The organism is Streptomyces atratus (genome assembly GCF_900119365.1).
Lineage (GTDB): Bacteria > Actinomycetota > Actinomycetes > Streptomycetales > Streptomycetaceae > Streptomyces > Streptomyces atratus_B.
This window is the reverse complement of sequence record NZ_FPJO01000056.1, coordinates 1-18138: the sequence shown is the minus strand read 5'-3', so window position 1 is coordinate 18138 and position 18138 is coordinate 1. Positions and strand designations below refer to the sequence as shown.

Here is an 18138-nt window from a genome sequence, read left to right as displayed (position 1 = left end):
GCGGCCTGAAGAAGTACAACGAGTACAAGAAGGCCGACAGCGACCACCTCCTGGAGACCACCGGCCGCGAGCTGCGCAAGCTCATGAGCTGGGTCGACGACGAGGCGTAGCCGCGAATCGGCCGACGGACGTCCGGCCCCCGGTGCGCGAAGGCGCCCGCGGGGACCGGACGCCGCGCCGTCTCTGCTACGGCGGCACAGCGACCCCCTGGACCGGCTCATCTCTCGCGAGCGTGAGGTGCCCGAACTCATGACCCAGGGCCGTTCCAACGCCGGTGAACGACGGGTCCCTGGCCGGGCTGCGTGTGGTCGAGGTCGAGTTCGACAGCGTCGAGGCGGCCAGGAGCTTCGAGCCGCCCGACTGGTTCGGCGAGGAAGGGACCGGCGGTCCGGCCTGGAGCAACTGTGAACTTGCGGCATCGGCACGTTTGGTGCCCGAAGAACAAGGAGAGACCCGATGAACCGGCACATCGCGTTCGACCGACTGCACAACTTCCGTGACCTGGGCGGCTACCGCTCGGCCGACGGCAGGACCGTTGCCTGGCAGACGCTGTACCGGGCCGACTCGCTCGGCAAGCTGCAGGGGGCCGACTGGGAGCGGTTCCTGGCGCTCGGCGTGCGGACCGTCATCGATCTGCGCTACCCCTGGGAGATCGAGGCCAAGGGCCGCGTGCCCGAGGCCGATCGGTTCCACTACGTCAACCTGAGCATCGAGCACCAGCCCTACGACCAGGCGGAGATCGACCCCGACATCGACCCGTGGCGCTACCTCGCCGACCGGTTCGCCGAGGTCACCGAGGACGGGGCCGAGGAGATCCGGCAGGTCCTCGAGCAGATCGCCGGGGCCCCGGATCCCGTCGTCTTCCACTGCACGTCGGGCAAGGACCGTACCGGGCTGATCGGGGCGTTCGTCCTCACCCTGCTCGGGGTGGACCGGAGGGACGTCCTCGCGGACTTCGCCCTGACGGAGCTGGCCACGGAGCGCCTGCTCGCGGACTGGCACTCCGCCAACCCCGACCGGGTCATGAAGTGGCCCGGATACGGGCGGGCCCCCGTGAGGATCATGGAGCTGGTCCTGACCGACCTCGAATCCCGCTACGGGTCCGTGCACGGCTATCTCAAGGACCGGGTCGAGCTCACGGACGACACGGTCGACCGGCTGCGGTCCCGGCTCCTCACCGGCGAGGACGCCTGAGGCGGTGGGTGAGGAGTTGAACCGGCGCGGCAGGAAGAAGGCGCTGTGTGTCATCCACGAGCAGGGCAATGTGTCGCTGGAGCAGCGAACTGGAACGGACATGAGGAGCGGTCCGAATTGACCGGGGCGAGCCGTAACGCGACAGAAATGGGCACGGTCGTGGCCGCGGTCGTCCTGGCCATCGGCACACGCACGGCGAACGTGGTCGTGATCCTTACGGACACGGTCACGTTCCTGATCGCCGCCGCCATTCTGTTCCGGTGGCGACGCAGCCGTGACCGAGCAGCGAGGGACAGGAGGCGGCGGCCGATCCGTGGATCGCGGCGTGCCCATGCCGGATAGCCTGGGCGAATGCTCACCGAAGTCACAGCGACCCGCTATGTCACGCCCCTGCGGGAGGGCGGATCGCTTCCCGGGATCGTCGAGGCCGACGACCTCGGCACCTATGTCATGAAATTCACCGGCGCCGGGCAGGGCCGCAAGACACTGGTCGCGGAGGTCATCTGCGGGCAGCTCGGCCGCAGGCTCGGGCTGCGGGTCCCCGACCTCGTACAGATCCAGCTCGATCCGGTCATCGGGCTCGCCGAGCCCGACCAGGAGGTGCAGGAGCTCCTGAAGGCCAGCGGCGGGCTCAACCTCGGGATGGACTTCCTGCCCGGCTCGATCGGCTTCGACTCGCTCGCCTACCAGGTGGACCCGGAGGAAGCCGGACGGGCCGTCTGGTTCGATGCGCTGATCAACAATGTCGACCGGTCCTGGCGCAATCCGAACATGCTGATCTGGCACGGCGACCTGTGGCTCATCGACCACGGCGCCACCATGATCTGGCACCACAACTGGCCCGGCGCCCGGGCATCCTCCGCCAAGCCGTACAACGCCTCCGACCACGCGCTCGCCCCGTTCGCGCCCGACATCGCGGCGGCCGCAGCCGAGCTCGCCCCGCTGGTCACCGAGGAGCTGCTCACCGAGGTCGCGGCGGACGTCCCCGACGAATGGCTGGTGGACGAGCCGGGCTTCGACACCACCGACGAGCTGCGCCGTGCCTACGTCGAGGCACTGCTGCCGCGCGCCGCGACCATCCATGAGCGGATCACGATGGAGGGCCCCACCGAGCCCAAGCCGTCCCAGGCCCCGGGCTGGCTCACCGAACACCTCACCCCCTGGCCGCACCCCACCAAGAAGAACGACAAGGACGGCCGGCCGTGAGCGAGCGCGATGTCTTCGAGTACGCGCTGCTGCGCGTGGTCCCGCGGGTGCAGCGCGGCGAGTTCTTCAACGCGGGCGTGGTGGTCTACTGCCGCGCACGCGGTTTCGTGGCCGCCCGCACCCATCTGGACGAGACCAAGCTGCAGGTCCTGGACCCGACCGCCGACGTGGTCGGTGTACGGGCCGCCCTGCATGCCGTCGAGGGAGTGTGCCGCGGCGGTACGGACGCGGGCCAGGCGGGCGGTGACGACGCCGGCCGCCGCTTCCGCTGGCTTATCGCGCCGCGCTCCACCGTCGTCCAGCCGAGCCCCGTGCACAGCGGCCTCACGGCCGACCCGGAGGCCGAGGTCGAGCGGTTGCTGGAGCTGCTGGTGCGCTGATCCGCCGTCCCGCGGCGCCGCCCGCGACCACGGGCGGCGAGCGGCGCCGCCGGGTGTGACATGCGCCCCGGCGGCCGTGGGCCGTTGACACCGGGTGCCAGGGCTTCTAGCGTCTCGTCTGCTGAAGGTACTAAGCGGTTGCTCAGCTATCGGGAAGGTTCCGCGCACACCAGGTTCCGTGCCGGGGCCGCCCCGACGTCCGCTGAGCGGCGATCCAAGGGCGAGGAGAACCAAGCATGTCCACCACCGAGCAGCGCGTCGCCGTCGTGACCGGAGCGGCGCGGGGCATTGGCGCCGCCACCGCGGTACGCCTGGCGGCCGAGGGCCGCGCCGTCGCCGTACTCGACCTCGACGAGGCGGCCTGCAAGGACACCGTCGAGAAGATCACCGCCGCCGGGGGCACCGCGCTCGCGGTCGGCTGCGATGTGTCGGACAGCGCCCAGGTGGAAGCCGCGGTCGCGCGGATCGCTGCCGAGCTCGGCGCCCCGACGATCCTCGTCAACAACGCGGGCGTGCTCCGCGACAACCTGCTCTTCAAGATGAGCGAGTCCGACTGGGACACCGTGATGAACGTGCACCTCAAGGGCGCGTTCCTGATGGCCAAGGCCGTCCAGAAGCACATGGTGGACGCCAAGTTCGGCCGGATCGTCTCGCTCTCCTCCTCCTCGGCGCTCGGCAACCGCGGCCAGGCCAACTACTCCGCGGTCAAGGCCGGCCTGCAGGGCTTCACCAAGACCCTCGCCAAGGAACTCGGCAAGTTCGGCATCACCGCCAACGCCGTGGCCCCCGGCTTCATCGTCACCGAGATGACCGCGCAGACCGCCGCCCGGGTCGGCATGGGCTTCGAGGAGTTCCAGGCCGCGGCCGCCACCCAGATCCCGGTGCAGCGCGTCGGCCACCCCGAGGACATCGCCAACGCCATCGCCTTCTTCACGGGTGACGAGGCCGGCTTCGTCTCCGGTCAGGTCATGTACGTCGCAGGCGGACCGCTCAACTGACCCGAAGGGCTGGGGACATCATGACTGTGCAGGACAGCGGGAAGGTCGCGCTCGTCACGGGCGCGAGCCGGGGCATCGGCTACGGCATCGCCGAGGCGCTGGTGGCCCGCGGCGACCGGGTGTGCATCACCGGGCGCGGCGAGGACGCGCTCAAGGAGGCCGTGGAGCGGCTGGGCTCCGACCGGGTGATCTGCGTGGCGGGCAAGGCCCACGACGAGGCGCACCGGGCGGTGGCCGTGGAGCGCACCATGGAGGCGTTCGGGCGGGTCGACTTCCTGGTCAACAACGCCGGTACGAATCCGGTCTTCGGACCGATCGCGGAACTCGACCTCGATGTCGCCCGCAAGGTCTTCGAGACGAATGTGCTCTCGGCGCTCGGTTTCGCGCAGCTGACCTGGAAGGCCTGGCAGAAGGAGAACGGCGGGGCGATCGTCAACATCGCCTCGGTCGCCGGTCTCTCCGCCTCGCCCTTTATCGGAGCGTACGGCATCAGCAAGGCCGCGATGGTCAATCTGACCGTTCAGCTGGCGCACGAGTTCGCGCCGGTCGTCCGGGTCAACACGATCGCTCCGGCGGTCGTGAAGACGAAGTTCGCCCAGGCGCTGTACGAAGGCCGTGAGGCGGAGGCCGCCGCGGCATATCCGCTCGGCCGGCTGGGAGTTCCCGAGGACATCGGCGGCGCCGCCGCGTTCCTCACCTCGAGCCAGGCGGACTGGATCACCGGACAGACCCTGGTGGTCGACGGCGGAATCTTCCTGAATGCGGGCGTGTGCTGAGACAGCCTGTGCGGATTTGGTCCTGATTGACTCAAGTGCCCTGTCGGGCCTGCGGATTGACCCGACGGGGCACTGCGGTATGGTCTGCCGACCCATGGCTGATCGAGGAGCGTTCACGTGTTCTACCGGGCCAGTCTGCAGGCCGCTGCAGCCCTTGCTTCCCTTTCTCTGCTGGCAGGCTGCGGACTTCTCTCCGACAGCGGATCGGAAGTCGAGCAGAAGATAGTCGTCGGTACGACCAGCGAACCCTCCACCCTCGATCCGGCGGCGGCGTGGGACAACTCCTGGGAGCTGATGCGGAATGTCTTCCAGACCCTGGTGAGTTTCCCCACCGGCAGTACGACCCCCGAGCCGGATGCGGCGGAATGGTGCAAGTTCACCGACACCACCAGCACTTCTTACCGCTGCAAGCTCCGCGAGGGCCTGAAATTCTCCAATGGGGACAAGCTCGACGCCGCTGCGGTGAAGTACTCGATCGACCGGATCTCGGAGATCAACTTCAAGGGCGGCCCGGTCGGCATGCTCGGCTCGCTCGACCGCGTCGAGACCAAGGGGGACGACATGGTCGTCTTCCATCTCACCAAGCCGGACGCCACGTTCCCCTTCATTCTCGCCACGCCCGCGATGTCGCTGGTGGCGCCCAGTGCCTATTCCCGGCACAAGATACGCAGCGACGGGAAGATCACCGGATCCGGTCCGTATCTCCTTGATTCGTACAAGCCGGGGAAACGGGCCGAACTGGTGAAGAACCCGGACTACAAGGGATTCGCCGACCGCAAGAACGACGCCGTGACCATCCGGTACTTCAAGGAGTCCGCCCCCGTGGTCGCGGCGCTGCGGAAGAACCAGATCGACGCGATCTACCGCGGCCTCACAGCCGAGGAGGTCGTCAGCCTGGAGGGGAACCAGGACAAGGACAGTAATCTGCAGATCGTCGAGACGGTCGGCGCGGACATCCGCTTCCTGGTCTTCAACCCCAAGGACCCGGCGGCGGGGAACGTGGCCGTACGGCGGGCCATCGCCCAGCTCGTCGACCGTGACGCCCTCGTGGCCAAGGTCTACCAGGGCACGGCCGAGCCGCTGTACTCCATGGTCCCCAAGGGCATCGCCGGGCACACCACCAGCTTCTTCGACGCCTACGGCGACCCGGACCAGGACGAGGCGAAGCAGATCCTGGCCAAGGCGGGCATCACCAAGCCGGTCGAGCTGACGTTCTGGTTCGCCACCGACCGGTACGGCTCCTCCACCGCCCCCGAGTTCGACGAGCTGAAGCGGCAGCTGGAGAGCTCCGGACTGTTCAGGATCACGCTGAAGAGCAAGCCCTGGAAGACGTTCCAGGAGGGCTTCACCAAGGGCCAGTACCCCGTCTTCGGCCGCGGCTGGTTCCCGGACTTCCCGGACCCGGACAACTTCATCGCCCCGTTCCTCGGTAAGGACAGCATCACGGGGATGCCGTACATGAAGAACGAGATCACCAAGGAGCTGCTGCCGCAGACGCGCAAGGAGAGCGACCGGGGCGCGGTCAGCAAGCAGTTCGAACGGGCCCAGAAGATCCTGGTCGACGATGTGCGGGTGCTGCCGCTGTGGCAGGGCAAGCTGTACGTCGCCTCGGGCGAGGACATCGGCGGCGGTGAGCGCGCCCTGGACCCGCAGACGGTCATGCAGATGTGGGAGCTGTACCGCAAGGCCAGCTGGTAGGCCAGGACGGGGCTGGCGGGACGGGTTGTCAGTGGGCCCCGGTAGGTTCTCGGGTGAAAAGCTGATTGCTTACCGGAGGTTGTTGAAGTGACCGACACCGACCTGCTGCCCGAGTCCTGGCGCGGCGTCCTCGGCGAAGAGCTGCAGAAGCCGTACTTCAAGGAGCTCACCGAGTTCGTCGAGGAGGAGCGGGCCAAGGGGCCGGTCTACCCCCCGCGCGACCAGGTCTTCGCCGCCCTGGACGCCACGCCCTACGACAAGGTGAAGGTCCTCGTCCTCGGCCAGGACCCGTACCACGGCGAGGGGCAGGGGCACGGGCTGTGCTTCTCCGTGCGGCCGGGCGTGAAGACGCCGCCGTCCCTGCGGAACATCTACAAGGAGATGAAGGAGGAGCTCGGCCTGCCGGTCCCGGACAACGGATATCTGATGCCGTGGGCCGAGCAGGGCGTGCTCCTGCTCAACGCCGTGCTGACGGTGCGCGCAGGCGAGGCCAACTCGCACAAGGGCAAGGGCTGGGAGAAGTTCACCGACGCCGTGATCCGCGCCGTCGCCTCGCGGCCCGACCCGGCGGTCTTCGTCCTCTGGGGCAACTACGCCCAGAAGAAGCTTCCGCTGATCGACGAGGAGCGCCATGTGGTGGTGAAGGGGGCGCACCCGTCGCCGTTGTCGGCCAAGAAGTTCTTCGGCTCCAGCCCGTTCCGCCAGATCAACGCGGCGGTGGCCGCGCAGGGGCACGAGGCCATCGACTGGCGCATCCCCGACCTGGGCTGACGGGTGGATTCGCCCCGGCCGGCGGCGGGCGTCCGGCGGCCGGCCGGGGACGCCCGCCCGAGCCTCACCGGGATTGACCGCCGCTGCGGCTAGCGTCGATCGCGGAACAGGGGGACGAGCGAGCAGGGAGGCCGCAGTGACGGAGCAGCGGGAGGCGTCCACGGACGCCGTCATGACCAGGATCGGCCAGGCGGTCATGCTGCTGCACGGCGGCGACCGGGAAGAGGCCCGCAATCGTTTCGGCGAGCTCTGGTCGGAGATCGGCGAGGACGGTGAGGCCCTGCACCGGTGCACCCTCGCCCACTACATGGCCGACACCCAGGACGACCCGGGCGACGAACTCGCCTGGGACCTGCGAGCGTTGACTGCGGCCCGCGGGCTGGCCGACGAGCGGGCGGCGCAGCATCCCGACGCGCCGGCGGTGCGGGCGTTCTACCCCTTGCTGCATCTCAACCTCGCGGCGGACTATGTGAAGCTCCGGCGTCCCGACGCGGCGTGGTTCCATCTGAGCCGGGCCCGCGCCGCCTCCGGCGTGCTCGCGGACGACGGGGCGGACGACGGGTACGGGGGAGGAGTGCGCGCGGCGATCGCGCGGCTGGAGCTCCGGCTGCGTGAGCTGTGAGAGTGGCCCGTCCGTGGTGGACGGGCCACTGATCTTCTGGTCCGTTCCGGACTCAGTGGCCGTAGGTGTCGTCGCAGATCCGGGACTGCGGGCTGCCCGCGGGCCAGTGCCCGTAGCCCCGTCCCAGCGCGCAGACGTCCGTTCCGGAGACCGGGGCCGGCGGGGCCGGGGCGGGTGCGGTCACGGCGGGCGGGGCGTGGTGCGGGCGGGGCCGCGTGACACTCGGGCGCCGCTGTTGCTGCCGTGGGGTGCGGGGCACTGCGCGGCGGGTGTCCGGCGGTGGTGCGGCGTTCGCGGGGCGGGACGCGGAGCCGGACGGTTCGGGGGCCGGTACTGCTCCCAGGGAGTCGTGGACGGGAGGCAGTACGACCTGCGGTGTCAGGTCCTGGGCGGGACCGCTGGCCCGGGGCCGGGGCGGAACATCCGCTCGCGGTTCCACGGACACACAGCCGGACAGTGTCGTGACGGCCACGCCGACCAGGAGGCTCACGGTGATTCTGGTTCGTTGCACCTGATCACTCTGCGGTGTGTGCAGAAGTCCGGTGCGCCGGGCAGCCGGGATTGGCCCGCACGGGTGACGGCGGTCAGCGCGGCCCCGCCCACTCGGGCCCCAGCATCCCGCGCAGCAGTTCGGCGAACCCGGTGCGCAGTTCCTCCTCGCTCGGGACGGAGCGGCTGTACGACCCCGCGGCGCACGAGAACATCAGCCCCTCGCACCAGGCCACCAGGGACAGGGCGTGCCGCTCGGGCTCGGCCGATCCGGCGGCCGTCATCAGCGCCATCAGCGGCTCGCGGAACTGCCGGCCCGTCGCGTCGAAGAGCTCCCGCAGTTCCGGGCGCCGGGTGGCCTCCAGCGCGAGCTCGTAGCGGCAGACGAGCAGCTCGATGTGGCGGGTGAGATAGCGGTGCAGCGCCAGCGCGAGACCGGCGACCAGCGCCTCTGCCCCGACGGCTGGACCGCTGTCCGGCGAGGCGCCCGGGACCGGGAGTTCACCGGGGGCGAGCACCCGTTTCTCACGTTCGGCCAGCCGCCGCACCGCCGTCTCCAGAAGGGACTGCCGGGTGCGCGCGTAGTTGGACGTCGAACCCTGGGGGAGTCCGGCGCGCTCGTCCACCGCACGGTGGGTGAGCCCGCGCATCCCGCGTTCGGCGAGGAGCGCGAGGGCGGTGTCGGCGATGAGATCGGCCCGGGAGGTGCCGGTGGTGCGTGTGGCCATGGGGCCAACCTACCTTCGGAACTACACCCGTAGTACGGTGAATCTGTCACTACGGATGTAGTTCCGGAGCTCCGCACTTCCGGAGTCGTGGATTCGTGGATTCGAGAAGGAGTCGAGGAGTCATGGACAAGCCCCATGCCGTCGTCATCGGCAGCGGAATCGGCGGCCTCACCACGGCGGTGGCCCTGCACGGCCGAGGCTGGCGGGTCACCGTTCTCGAGCGCGCGGCCTCCCTGGAACCCGTCGGGGCCGGCATCGCCCTCGCCCCCAACTCCCAGCGCGCCCTGGACGTTATCGGCATGGGCGACGAGATCAGGGCCCTCGCCGCCTGGCAGGGCGAGGGCGGCATGCGTGTCCCCGGCGGCCGCTGGCTCTCCCGTACGGACAGCGCCGCCGCGGCCGAGCGGTTCGGCGGACCGCTCGTCCTGCTGCACCGGGCCACCTTCGTCGACCGGCTCCTGGCCCGGCTGCCCGAGGGTGCCGTCCGGACCGGCACCGCCGCGGAACTGCTGGACCCGGGGACGGCGGCCGGTGCGCCCGCCGTGGTGGGGACGGCGGCCGGGAACATCGAGGCCGACCTCGTCGTCGGCGCCGACGGCATCAACTCGGCCGTACGAAGCGGGCTCTTCCCCGATCACCCCGGCCCCTCGTACGCCGGATTCACCACCTGGCGCATCGTCGTCCCCGCCCCCGAGCGGCCGTTCGCCCCGCACGAGACCTGGGGGCGCGGTGCCCTCTGGGGCACCCAGCCGCTCAAGGACGGCCGGATCTACGCCTACGGGGCCGCGGTCGCCCCCGCCGGGGCCCACGCCGCCGACGACGAGAAGGCGGAGCTGCTGCGCCGGTTCGGCGGCTGGCACGACCCGATCCCGTCGATCATCGCCGCCGCCGATCCCGGCCAGGTGCTCCGCAACGATGTCCACCAGCTGCTCGAACCTCTGCCGTCCTACCACCGGGGCCGCACCGTACTCGTCGGCGACTCCGCGCACGCGATGGCGCCGAGCCTCGGCCAGGGCGGCAACCAGGCCGTCGAGGACGCGATCGTGCTCGCCCACCATCTGGTGCCGGACGGTGACCTCGGCGCCGGGCTGGCGGCGTACACCGCCGACCGGTTGCCCCGCACATCGGCCATCGTCCGCAGGGCCGCCCGTACTTCCCGTCTGATGTGCCTGACCAGCGCCCCCGCCGTCGCGATGCGTGACGCACTGGTGTCCGCCGTCTCGCGCCTCGGGCCCACCCTGGTCCTGCGCACCTTCGACGGGATAGCGGACTGGCAGCCACCGCGGCACACGTATGCTGCCCCTCGCCAGGTGAACACCGCGCCGGCGGGCACCGAACAGTGAGAGGGAGGCCCTTGTGAAGGTCGGCTGCATCGGGCTCGGCGACATCGCGCAGAAGGCGTATCTGCCGGTTCTGACCGCCCTGCCCGGGGTCGAGCTGCACCTGCAGACCCGTACGCCCGCCACCCTGGCCGCGGTTGCCGAGGCCCACCGGATTCCGGCCGGGCAGCGCCACACCGACCTCGAATCGCTGATCGCCCAGGGGCTGGACGCCGCGTTCGTCCACGCCCCGACGGCTGCGCATCCGGAGATCGTGGCCCGGCTGCTGGAGGCGGGCGTCGCCACCTACGTCGACAAGCCGCTGGCCTACGAACTCGACGATTCCCAGCGGCTGGTGACCCTCGCCGAAACGCGCGGAACGAGCCTCGCCGTAGGCTTCAACCGCAGGGTCGCGCCCGGCTACGCCCAGTGTGCCGAGCACCCGCGCGAACTGATCCTCATGCAGAAGAACCGGGTGGGAATGCCGGAGGATCCGCGCACCACGGTGCTCGACGACTTCATCCATGTCGTCGACACCCTCCGCTTCCTGGTGCCGGGGCCGGTCGAGCACACCGTCGTACAGGCCAGGATCCGCGAGGGCCTGATGCACCACGTGGTGCTGCAGCTGTCCGGTGACGGATTCACCGCCATCGGCATGATGAACCGGCTCAGCGGCTCGACCGAGGAACGGCTGGAGGTCTCCGGCCAGGACTCCAAGCGCGAGGTCGTCAACCTCGCCGAGGTGATCGACCACAAGGGGCAGCCGAGCGTACGGCGGCGCGGCGACTGGGTGCCGGTGGCCCGTCAGCGCGGCATCGAGCAGAGCGTGGTGTCGTTCCTGGACGCCGTACGCGCCGGAGAGGTGCTGAACGCCGGGGACGCCCTGCGGACACACGAACTCTGCGAACGCATCCTGCGCGACCTGGACTGCGCCTAGCGTCTCTCGTCCGCAGGCGTGATCCACCCTGGCCGGACGCCGGACCTGGCGGGGCCGCTGAGCCTCCGGATGCGTCGGGCCGCGCGCCGATGCAGGCTGGGGTGATGGACCACCGGGCCGGGGAGGTGACCTCGTGAGACCTCACGGCGAGCCCAAGGGCTGGGGAGCGCTCCAGCCACCGCCGGGTTACTACTCGGCCGTCGGGCGGCCGCCCGACGAGATGCAGCGCGGCCTGATCCTCGACTGGGCGGTCAACCAGCGGATCGCCAGCGGCTGGCGAGTGGAATCGCGCTCCGGGACGCAGGTCGTCATGGTCCGGGGGAACCCGTTGAACCATGTGCTGCACGCCCTCCTGATGGTGTTCACCTGCTTCCTCTGGGGCGCCGTGTGGCTGGTGCTCGCCGTGACCAACAAGGTCGAGCGGGTCTCGCTCACCGTCGACGCCCAGGGCCATATCGTCTCGGTGAACGGCCCCCGATAGGCCTGGCGCACGCCAACTCGGGAGCTGCCCGGCTCATGGCCCCGAGCGGGCGACCGGCCCCGCAGCCGAGGCAGCCCCACCTGCCTCACCCGTCACCCCGGCGGGCCCGGCCCGGTCGCGCCTCATGACCGACCGGACCGCTTCGAAGGCGCAGAACAGGGCCAGCACCGCCGCCGCCCCCTGAAGCGGCCAGTCGCCCAGCCGCACGTAGAGCGTGGTGCCCGTCGCCAGCGGTACGTCGAACACGGCGGCCCCGCTCGTGTCCGTACCGAGCGGAGCACCGACCCGCGCGCCCCCGGGCCCGTACACCGCACTGACGCCGGTGAGCGTGGCATGCACCATCGAGCGGCCGTTCTCGGCGGCCCGCAGTGCCCCGAGCGAGGCATGCTGCAAGGGCGCCCAGCTGTGCTGGAACGAGGAAGTGGAGGACTGGGCGACCAGTAGCTGCGCACCGTCCCGGGTGAGCCGACGGCTCATGTCGGGGAACGCGGACTCGAAACAGACCAGCGGCCCGATGCGCAGAGCACTCCCGCCGTCGGCCCCGGGCACCGACATCGTCACCTGCCGGGTGCCCCGCAACCGGTCCTCGCCCGCCGCCCGGCCCATGGACGCGGCCCAGCCGAGCACCGAGCGGGCCGGGATGTACTCGCCGAACGGCACCAGCCGCATCTTGTCGTAGCGGTCCCCGGTCAGCCCGTCCGGACCCACCAGCACCGCCGACTTGAAGATGCCAGTCCGGCCCGACGCGTCGGTCTGCCCGGCGTCCACATTGACCAGCACATCCGCGCCCACCCGGCGCGAGAGAGCGGCGATCCGGTCGGTGACGTCCCGGCGCTGCGCGAGATCCACTCCCACACTGCTCTCGCCCCACACCACCAGATCGAGATCGCGCCCCGCCAGCGAGCCGGTCAGCTGCTCGCTGCGGGCGAGCCGGCGCTCGGCGCCGTGGACCCCCGTGAACACGCCCGGCTGTACGACGGCGATCCTGGCCACCCCCGACTCCTCGGGCTGTGGTGCCCACCTCGCCATCGCCCCCACGGCCGGACCGCACACCACGATGCCCACCGCGGCCACCACGCGGGCGGCCGCGCTCACGAAGAGCAGGGAGACAGCGGTGTTCACCGCCACTACCACGAAGCTCACCAGCCACACCCCGCCCACGGACGCGACACGGAGCGCGGGAGCCACCTGCCACTGGCTCGCGCCGAGCAGCCCCCAGGGACCGCCGAGCGCCTCCCAGGAACGGGCCAGTTCGATCATCAGCCAGCCGCAGGGCACCACGACGACCGCGGTGACGGCCGCGCGGGCGGACACCGGCCCGCCCAGCGTCCGGAAGACCAGCAGCCCCCACGGAGCCCACAGCAGACCGAGCAGGGCCGCCAGGATCACGATGAAGACATGGAGGCTCGGCATCAGCCAGTGATGCACCGCGAGCAGGTAGCCGGTGCCGCCGAGCCAGCCCTCCAGCACCGCCCGGCGTCCCGTGCCGGCGGACCGGATGAGGAGCAGCCACGGAACCAGGCCGACACCCGCGAGCCACCACAGGGAAGGGGCGGGAAACGCGAGAGCGGGCAGTGCCCCCGCGAGCAGTGCGAGACAGCCGCGCCCCCGGCCGGACCGCAGCATCCGCTCCCACCGCTCGCCCCGACCGGCCGGAATCCGCATGTCGCGCCTCCTCGTCCTGCCCGATGAGCAGTCTCCCCCCTGCTGCCACGTTCCGCAGTTCTTCCCCGGTGCGGGGGAACGGAAGCACCGGAGGGCCGGATCTGTCCGGGACCGGCTCGCGGTCGGTCCGGGATCAGCCCGAGGGGAAGAGATTTCCTGTGCTGCGCCACTTCTCGTGGACGGTCACCGTACGGATCCGCCAGCCTTTGTCCGTGCGCGACAGCGTGAACGCGTACCGCCCTGCGGCGACGAAGTTCGGCGCGGTGGCCCGTGCCTCCGCATCGTCCGCACCGGCCGCGGCGCTCTCCAGCCGCATCGGGTTGAGGTAGTCGGCCCGCACCTCGGCGCGGTCGCCCGGGTAGCCGCCCAGGTCCTGGAGGTCGATCCGGCGGTTGACGATCAGATGCTGGCGTACGGGGAAGTGCCGCATCGTCTCCGCCAGCCACCGGGCGATCTCGTGCACCGGCCCCTCGACACCGCCGGCGTCGCGGTAGTCGGCACGGCCGTCCGTGGTGAACAGGGCCCGGTAGTCAGCCCATTCTCCGTCGTCCACCGCCGCCGCATAGCCGGTGATCACTGCATCGATGGACAGCCGGTCCATCACGGTCGCGAGATCCACGCGCTGCGTCATCGGGTCAGTGTCTGCCCGCCGGCGTGCAAGGCCAAGAGGCGTGCACGCCGGCGGGGCGACGTTGCCGTCAGCAGGGCACCACGGCGACCGGGCCGAGCGCGTGCGTGAGCGTGGTCTGCGCGACGGGGGAGAGCCCGAGCCCGAGGGACTCACCGCCCCGGCGGCGCCCGACCACGGTCAGCGCCGCGGTCGCCGACGCCGTGACCAGGGTGCGTGAGGCGGAGCCGCCGACCGGTTCCCTGACGGCTTCGACCTGCGGGTACTTCTCCCGCCAACCGGCGGTGAGTTCCGCGAGGGTCCGTTCGGCCGAGTCCGCCACCGCGTCCCGGTCGAAGACGGGGCCGCCGGAGAGCATCGAGGAGAACATCGTCCAGCCGTGCACGATCCGCAGCCGCGCGCCGGGCCGGGAGGCAGCCGTCTCGAAGGCGAACTCGAGAACCCCTTCGCTGCTCTCGTCGGCGGCCACGCCCGCAACGATGTCGGTGTGTGTTTCCGCCGGCCCGGCCGTCTCCTCCGTCTTCGCCGCCTCCGTGTCCTCGTCCGGCGGCCCGCTGCGGACCACGACGACGGGGCAGTCGGCCATCGACGCGATCGCCAGGCTGTTGGAGCCGAGCAGCAGGGACCGGAAACCGCCCAGACCGCGCGAGCCGAGGACCACCAGAGAGGCGTCACGGCTGAGCGAGGTGAGCGCCGCCGCAGGGAAGTCCAGCGGCGTCAGCTTCGACGTGTGCAACTCCGGAGCGATCTCGGACACCCTGCGCACGGACCGGTCGAGCAGCTCCTCCGCCTCGCGCCGCTGCGTGTCCGGTTCGACGCGCCGGTCGGGCGTCCGGGCATGCACGATCGTCAGCCTGAGACCTCGTCGTACGGCTTCGTGGGCGGCCCAGTCGAGTGCCGCGCGGCTGTGTGACGAGCCGTCGACTGCGGCGATCACGGGACGGTCGGTGCTGGTCATGAGTTCCCTCCAGGTTCCGGCGGTGCATGTCCCAGGCTGGTACGCGCGGTTGTCGCGCGGCAGGGACTTTCGACCCTATCTGCCCGGAAGATTTGGGACGTTCTGCCACTCGCTTCGGGCCCGGCGAAGTGGCTATGCCGGGACCGCCGACGGCAAGGTCATGAGGTCTACTGCCCACTGCGACTGATGCTCCTATTGATCGTCAAGCTTGAGGAGGTGCTCGCAGGAGCGAGATACCTTCACTCCATGTCGCTTACTCCCGACCGCGAGGTCCGCAGCCGCGAAGAGCTGGTCGCCGTTATCCGGGAACTGCACCAGGACTACCTCCGCCGAGGGCACGAATGGGAGAACCAGAGCCTCGGCCGATTCCTTGAGGCCCTCGCGGCGTGGGTGGATGACTCACCGGGCTGGTATCGAAACTCCGGGAAGCAACTCCCCGAGGAAGGTGACTGGACCTTCCTGGCCAGAGCCCTTCAGGCCGCCACCGTCTATGAGTGAATCCCGCTACTGAATCGGTCAGGCCGCGGTGAGCCAGTCTCGGTAGGCGCCTGCGAGGTCGTCGTCACGACGTGTGCCGCGTTCGATGCAGGAGATCACCGCCGGCCAGACACCGAAGTGCTCGGCAACGGTGGTCAGGGTGATGTTCTTGGCCTGGCGTGCTGGCCTGAGGTCGGAGACGTCCGGGACGGTCACCGGTGTGGTGAGGTAGCGGAAGATTTCCCGGGCGATCGCCCGCTTGAGCAGGCGGATGATCTCCTTCTTCGTGCGTCCTGCCGAGGCCTGCCGGGCGACGTATTCGCGGGTGCGGGCGTCACTGGACATGCGGACGAGAGCGATGCGGTAGAGAGCTGAGTTGGCTCCGCGGTCGCCGCCCCGGGAAAGGCGGTGGCGGTTGGTCCTGCCGCTGGAGGCGGGGACCGGCGCGACGCCGCAGAGCGCTGCGAAGGATGCCTCGGTGCGCAGGCGATCGGGGTTGCCGCCGGCGGTGACCAGGAGCTGGGCCGCAGTGTCCGGACCGACACCGAACGCGGCGCGAAGGCCGGGGTTGTAATCGGTGGCGACGGCATCCAGGGCGGCGGTGAGGGTGTCGTGTTCCGCGGTCAGGGCCTGGACCCGGCGGGCGAGCGTCTTCAGCGCGGTCAGGAGGGCGACGCGCGGTCCGTCGCCGGTGGGACGAAGTCGGGAGATGGCGTCGACCTGTGTCTTGCCTCGCATGCCGGTGTACTTGACGCGGATATCGTCCGGGGCGGTGATGAGGATGTGCGCGATCTGGTTCAACGCGGCGGTGCGGGCCTTGACGGCGGACCGGGCGGCGTTGTGGAGGGCACGTATGCCGCTGACGGTGTCGTCCTTGGGTATGACCGATGCCCGGCCGGACAACGCGGCGCGAGCGGCTGCATAGGCATCGATGGGGTCGGACTTGCCGATCCGGCGACGCTCGGCCTTGTCTGGCCGGTTGACCTCGATCACGGTAAGGCCGGCGCCGCGGGCGGCCCGGGTGAAACCGAGGCCGTAGGAGGAAGTCCCTTCGACGCCGACAGCGGTCACGGTGCCGTGGGCGTTCAGGAACGCGACCGCCGCAGCGTATCCGGCTGTCGTAGTCGGGAACTCGGCGTCCGCGACGTGGCCGCCCCGGTCGGTGATGACGGCGACGTGGATCGTGTCCGCATGGGAATCCACGCCCCCGAACACCTCATCCAGTCCTGCGGGCGTGATCGTCGCTGTCATCCTGTCAGCTGCCTTCCGGGCCGGAGGTGACGCCGGCCGGGTGGGTCAGACAGGACATTGAGGGGGCCTCTGGCCAAGCTCCTATCAGGTCATGTTCCACCTGGCCGGAGCCATGGAGAACGGGTTCTGGCAGCCGGACAGAACAGTCGCAGGACAGCCCAGCAGGACGTCAGTCAGACCCTGAGCCACGACCACCGGAACCCGCTACGAGTATCAATGTCAGTGCCGAATGCGATCCTGCCCCCATGGACGAGCTGATGCGGCAGCGGCGCGTGTACGGCGCCGACCATGACGATCCCGACCCGGGGCCCCGGCCGGGTCACACCTACCGGGAGTTGGTGGGCGGCCCGCTCGACGGCCTGCTTCTCGACGTGACCGGCTGGACGGACCGGGCGCTGCGCGAGGGGGCGGCGCTGAACACCGAGATCGGGCGGTTCGGCCCCGGCGGCAGGGCGGAGTACGGACCGCGGGACGGCGACCCCGACCACTGGGACTGGCGGGGCGACACGCCCTGACCTGTCGGATCGGGGCACACCCCGGGGCCCGCGGGTGCGGCCGGCCATTGTCGACGACCCGGGGCCCCGGTGCGCGACGAGCTCGTTCCATCAGGACTAATCCGGTGAACCGCTCGATACTGGACGTATGGCACAGAAGGCGTCCGGACCACATGCCCCACCGACCCTGACCGTCAAGGGCCGGAACGTACGCGTGCGCACCATCGGGGCCGTGGTGCTGGCGGGGCTCGCGATCTGGTTCATCGCCGCGAACACCGGGTCGGTCGCGATCCGGCTGTGGATCCCCACCGTCACCCTGCCGCTCTGGGCGGTACTGGCCGTGACCCTGGTCGCCGGAATGGTCCTGGGCGGATACCTGTTCCGCCGCCGCGGCAGGCGCTGACCCGACAGCAGAAACCAGCCCGCCGACTCACCCGCGTGCGGGCTCAGCACGCCCGCGGCCACCAGTGCGAACAGCAGCACGCCGAGCATCACGCGGTAGATGACGAACGGCATGAAGCTCTTGGTCGTGATGAAGTTCATGAACCACTTGGTGAGCTGGGCGCCTGTGCGGTGCTGACCTGCTCCTTCATCCAAGTTAGAAGATCAACTGGGAGAGGCTTGGGAGAACTGGGCAACCAGTCCGCCCCCAACGTCACCACGAAGCCCTGCCACCGCGCCTGCAATGAATCCATGATGGCGCGCTCCATCGTCGGCGTGACGTTGCTGTACGTGCCCTCGACACCTGCGATCTCGTGTCTGAACCTTCCCCTTGATCGTGGACACCTGGAGACTGGGACGTGAGAGCCCAGAGGAAGCAGTGCCAGGTGGGAAGCAAGTACACGAAGCGGTACTCGGAGGAGTACAAGCGGGACGCGATCGAACTCGTGCGGTCGTCGGGACGGACGGTGACCGAGGTTGCCCGGGAGCTCGGCGTCAGTTCGGAGTCACTGCGGGGCTGGGTGAAGAAGGCCCGCGCTGCCCAGGACACCGGATCGGGACCTGGTTCCGTGCGAGCGGGGCGGGCCGCCGACGATCGGGACGAGGAGCTGAAGCGGCTGCGGAA

The 18138-nt window shown here is 70.2% G+C and carries 22 protein-coding genes and 3 pseudogenes; 18 read left to right on the top strand and 7 right to left on the bottom strand.

All coding sequences use genetic code 11. The features are described from left to right. From BT364_RS40770 to BT364_RS37730, 11 genes and pseudogenes are all read left to right on the top strand, one after another. Positions 1-110 (top strand): annotated as a pseudogene (locus BT364_RS40770) (ketol-acid reductoisomerase); the annotation flags it as partial. 73 nt (positions 111-183) lie between these two features. Next, positions 184-276, top strand: a pseudogene (locus tag BT364_RS43830) (DNA-binding response regulator); the annotation flags it as partial. Then, complete coding sequence (locus BT364_RS41240) at positions 275-460, top strand: CYTH domain-containing protein (protein WP_143166619.1); 186 nt, start codon at positions 275-277, stop codon at positions 458-460. The pseudogene BT364_RS43830 and the gene BT364_RS41240, both read left to right, overlap by 2 nt. Then, positions 457-1194, top strand: coding sequence for a tyrosine-protein phosphatase (locus BT364_RS37770; RefSeq protein WP_072489661.1), 738 nt, complete (start codon positions 457-459; stop codon positions 1192-1194). The genes BT364_RS41240 and BT364_RS37770 overlap by 4 nt, the downstream gene beginning before the upstream one ends. A 351-nt stretch (positions 1195-1545) precedes the next feature. Next, entirely contained in the window at positions 1546-2400 is an 855-nt protein-coding gene (locus tag BT364_RS37760; protein ID WP_072489659.1) for a HipA family kinase, read from the top strand. After that, positions 2397-2780, top strand: coding sequence for a DUF3037 domain-containing protein (locus BT364_RS37755; RefSeq protein ID WP_072489658.1), 384 nt, complete (start codon positions 2397-2399; stop codon positions 2778-2780). The genes BT364_RS37760 and BT364_RS37755 overlap by 4 nt, the downstream gene beginning before the upstream one ends. Positions 2781-3016: 236 nt before the next feature. Beyond that, positions 3017-3778: a 3-oxoacyl-ACP reductase FabG gene (fabG, locus tag BT364_RS37750; RefSeq protein ID WP_072489657.1), complete on the top strand. Its 762-nt coding sequence runs from the start codon at positions 3017-3019 to the stop codon at positions 3776-3778. A 20-nt stretch (positions 3779-3798) separates the two neighbouring features. Then, complete coding sequence (locus BT364_RS37745) at positions 3799-4554, top strand: SDR family oxidoreductase (protein ID WP_072489656.1); 756 nt, start codon at positions 3799-3801, stop codon at positions 4552-4554. A gap of 117 nt (positions 4555-4671) precedes the next feature. Then, on the top strand, positions 4672-6252 hold the full coding sequence (locus BT364_RS37740) for an ABC transporter substrate-binding protein (RefSeq protein WP_072489655.1): 1581 nt from the start codon (positions 4672-4674) through the stop codon (positions 6250-6252). An 87-nt stretch (positions 6253-6339) separates the two neighbouring features. Continuing rightward, entirely contained in the window at positions 6340-7023 is a 684-nt protein-coding gene (locus BT364_RS37735; RefSeq protein WP_072489654.1) for a uracil-DNA glycosylase, read from the top strand. Between the two features lie 136 nt (positions 7024-7159). After that, positions 7160-7645 carry a hypothetical protein gene (locus BT364_RS37730; protein ID WP_072489653.1) on the top strand — a complete coding sequence of 162 codons (486 nt, stop codon included), beginning with the start codon at positions 7160-7162 and terminating at the stop codon, positions 7643-7645. Between the two features lie 52 nt (positions 7646-7697). Here the strand turns inward: BT364_RS37730 and BT364_RS37725 are convergent, their stop codons facing one another. Continuing rightward, positions 7698-8156, bottom strand: a complete 459-nt coding sequence (locus tag BT364_RS37725; RefSeq protein ID WP_177328399.1) for a hypothetical protein — start codon at positions 8154-8156, stop codon at positions 7698-7700. Positions 8157-8229: 73 nt separating this feature from the next. Further along, the gene (locus BT364_RS37720; protein WP_072489651.1) at positions 8230-8862 is read right to left on the bottom strand and encodes a TetR/AcrR family transcriptional regulator; all 633 of its coding nucleotides are present in this window, start codon (positions 8860-8862) and stop codon (positions 8230-8232) included. Between the two features lie 122 nt (positions 8863-8984). On the opposite strand from BT364_RS37720, the gene BT364_RS37715 reads away from it, so the two are divergent. From BT364_RS37715 to BT364_RS37705, 3 genes are all read left to right on the top strand, one after another. Beyond that, positions 8985-10205, top strand: a complete 1221-nt coding sequence (locus tag BT364_RS37715) for an FAD-dependent monooxygenase (protein WP_072489650.1) — start codon at positions 8985-8987, stop codon at positions 10203-10205. A 13-nt stretch (positions 10206-10218) separates the two neighbouring features. Further along, positions 10219-11118 carry a Gfo/Idh/MocA family protein gene (locus BT364_RS37710; RefSeq protein ID WP_072489649.1) on the top strand — a complete coding sequence of 300 codons (900 nt, stop codon included), beginning with the start codon at positions 10219-10221 and terminating at the stop codon, positions 11116-11118. A gap of 133 nt (positions 11119-11251) precedes the next feature. Continuing rightward, positions 11252-11599, top strand: coding sequence for a DUF8108 domain-containing protein (locus BT364_RS37705; protein WP_072489648.1), 348 nt, complete (start codon positions 11252-11254; stop codon positions 11597-11599). Between the two features lie 33 nt (positions 11600-11632). Here BT364_RS37705 and lnt read toward each other — a convergent pair whose 3' ends face one another. The 3 genes from lnt to BT364_RS37690 all read right to left on the bottom strand — a co-directional run bounded on the left by lnt (position 11633) and on the right by BT364_RS37690 (position 14850). Then, positions 11633-13264 (bottom strand): apolipoprotein N-acyltransferase, encoded by a 1632-nt coding sequence (lnt, locus tag BT364_RS37700; RefSeq protein ID WP_072489647.1) that lies wholly within the window; start codon positions 13262-13264, stop codon positions 11633-11635. A gap of 133 nt (positions 13265-13397) precedes the next feature. Continuing rightward, complete coding sequence (locus BT364_RS37695; RefSeq protein ID WP_072489646.1) at positions 13398-13895, bottom strand: nuclear transport factor 2 family protein; 498 nt, start codon at positions 13893-13895, stop codon at positions 13398-13400. Positions 13896-13962: 67 nt separating this feature from the next. Further along, positions 13963-14850: a universal stress protein gene (locus tag BT364_RS37690; protein WP_072489645.1), complete on the bottom strand. Its 888-nt coding sequence runs from the start codon at positions 14848-14850 to the stop codon at positions 13963-13965. A 186-nt stretch (positions 14851-15036) separates the two neighbouring features. On the opposite strand from BT364_RS37690, the gene BT364_RS37685 reads away from it, so the two are divergent. Beyond that, complete coding sequence (locus tag BT364_RS37685; RefSeq protein WP_256260413.1) at positions 15037-15348, top strand: DUF7660 family protein; 312 nt, start codon at positions 15037-15039, stop codon at positions 15346-15348. An 18-nt stretch (positions 15349-15366) separates the two neighbouring features. Here the strand turns inward: BT364_RS37685 and BT364_RS37680 are convergent, their stop codons facing one another. After that, positions 15367-16530: an IS110 family RNA-guided transposase gene (locus BT364_RS37680; protein WP_256260412.1), complete on the bottom strand. Its 1164-nt coding sequence runs from the start codon at positions 16528-16530 to the stop codon at positions 15367-15369. A 293-nt stretch (positions 16531-16823) separates the two neighbouring features. Here BT364_RS37680 and BT364_RS37675 point away from each other — a divergent pair, with 293 nt between their 5' ends. Together BT364_RS37675 and BT364_RS37670 are read left to right on the top strand one after the other, a co-directional pair. Beyond that, the gene (locus tag BT364_RS37675) at positions 16824-17093 is read left to right on the top strand and encodes a hypothetical protein (protein ID WP_072489644.1); all 270 of its coding nucleotides are present in this window, start codon (positions 16824-16826) and stop codon (positions 17091-17093) included. A 127-nt stretch (positions 17094-17220) separates the two neighbouring features. Further along, entirely contained in the window at positions 17221-17475 is a 255-nt protein-coding gene (locus tag BT364_RS37670; RefSeq protein ID WP_072489643.1) for a LapA family protein, read from the top strand. Positions 17476-17492: 17 nt separating this feature from the next. On the opposite strand, the pseudogene BT364_RS37665 reads toward BT364_RS37670, so the two are convergent. After that, positions 17493-17624: pseudogene (locus BT364_RS37665) on the bottom strand (undecaprenyl-diphosphatase); the annotation flags it as partial. A gap of 275 nt (positions 17625-17899) precedes the next feature. Between BT364_RS37665 and BT364_RS42170 the strand changes: the two are divergent. Beyond that, on the top strand, positions 17900-18138 hold a 239-nt coding region (locus tag BT364_RS42170; RefSeq protein WP_177328397.1), incomplete at its 3' end, for a transposase.

Coding starts and splice junctions, on each gene's coding strand:
- BT364_RS37770 (WP_072489661.1), top strand. CDS start 457: ATGAACCGGCACATCGCGTTCGACCGACTGCACAACTTCCGTGACCTG.
- BT364_RS37760 (WP_072489659.1), top strand. CDS start 1,546: ATGCTCACCGAAGTCACAGCGACCCGCTATGTCACGCCCCTGCGGGAG.
- fabG (WP_072489657.1), top strand. CDS start 3,017: ATGTCCACCACCGAGCAGCGCGTCGCCGTCGTGACCGGAGCGGCGCGG.
- BT364_RS37745 (WP_072489656.1), top strand. CDS start 3,799: ATGACTGTGCAGGACAGCGGGAAGGTCGCGCTCGTCACGGGCGCGAGC.
- BT364_RS37720 (WP_072489651.1), bottom strand. CDS start 8,862: ATGGCCACACGCACCACCGGCACCTCCCGGGCCGATCTCATCGCCGAC.
- BT364_RS37715 (WP_072489650.1), top strand. CDS start 8,985: ATGGACAAGCCCCATGCCGTCGTCATCGGCAGCGGAATCGGCGGCCTC.
- lnt (WP_072489647.1), bottom strand. CDS start 13,264: ATGCGGATTCCGGCCGGTCGGGGCGAGCGGTGGGAGCGGATGCTGCGG.
- BT364_RS37695 (WP_072489646.1), bottom strand. CDS start 13,895: ATGACGCAGCGCGTGGATCTCGCGACCGTGATGGACCGGCTGTCCATC.
- BT364_RS37690 (WP_072489645.1), bottom strand. CDS start 14,850: ATGACCAGCACCGACCGTCCCGTGATCGCCGCAGTCGACGGCTCGTCA.
- BT364_RS37685 (WP_256260413.1), top strand. CDS start 15,037: ATGCTCCTATTGATCGTCAAGCTTGAGGAGGTGCTCGCAGGAGCGAGA.
- BT364_RS37675 (WP_072489644.1), top strand. CDS start 16,824: ATGGACGAGCTGATGCGGCAGCGGCGCGTGTACGGCGCCGACCATGAC.
- BT364_RS37670 (WP_072489643.1), top strand. CDS start 17,221: ATGGCACAGAAGGCGTCCGGACCACATGCCCCACCGACCCTGACCGTC.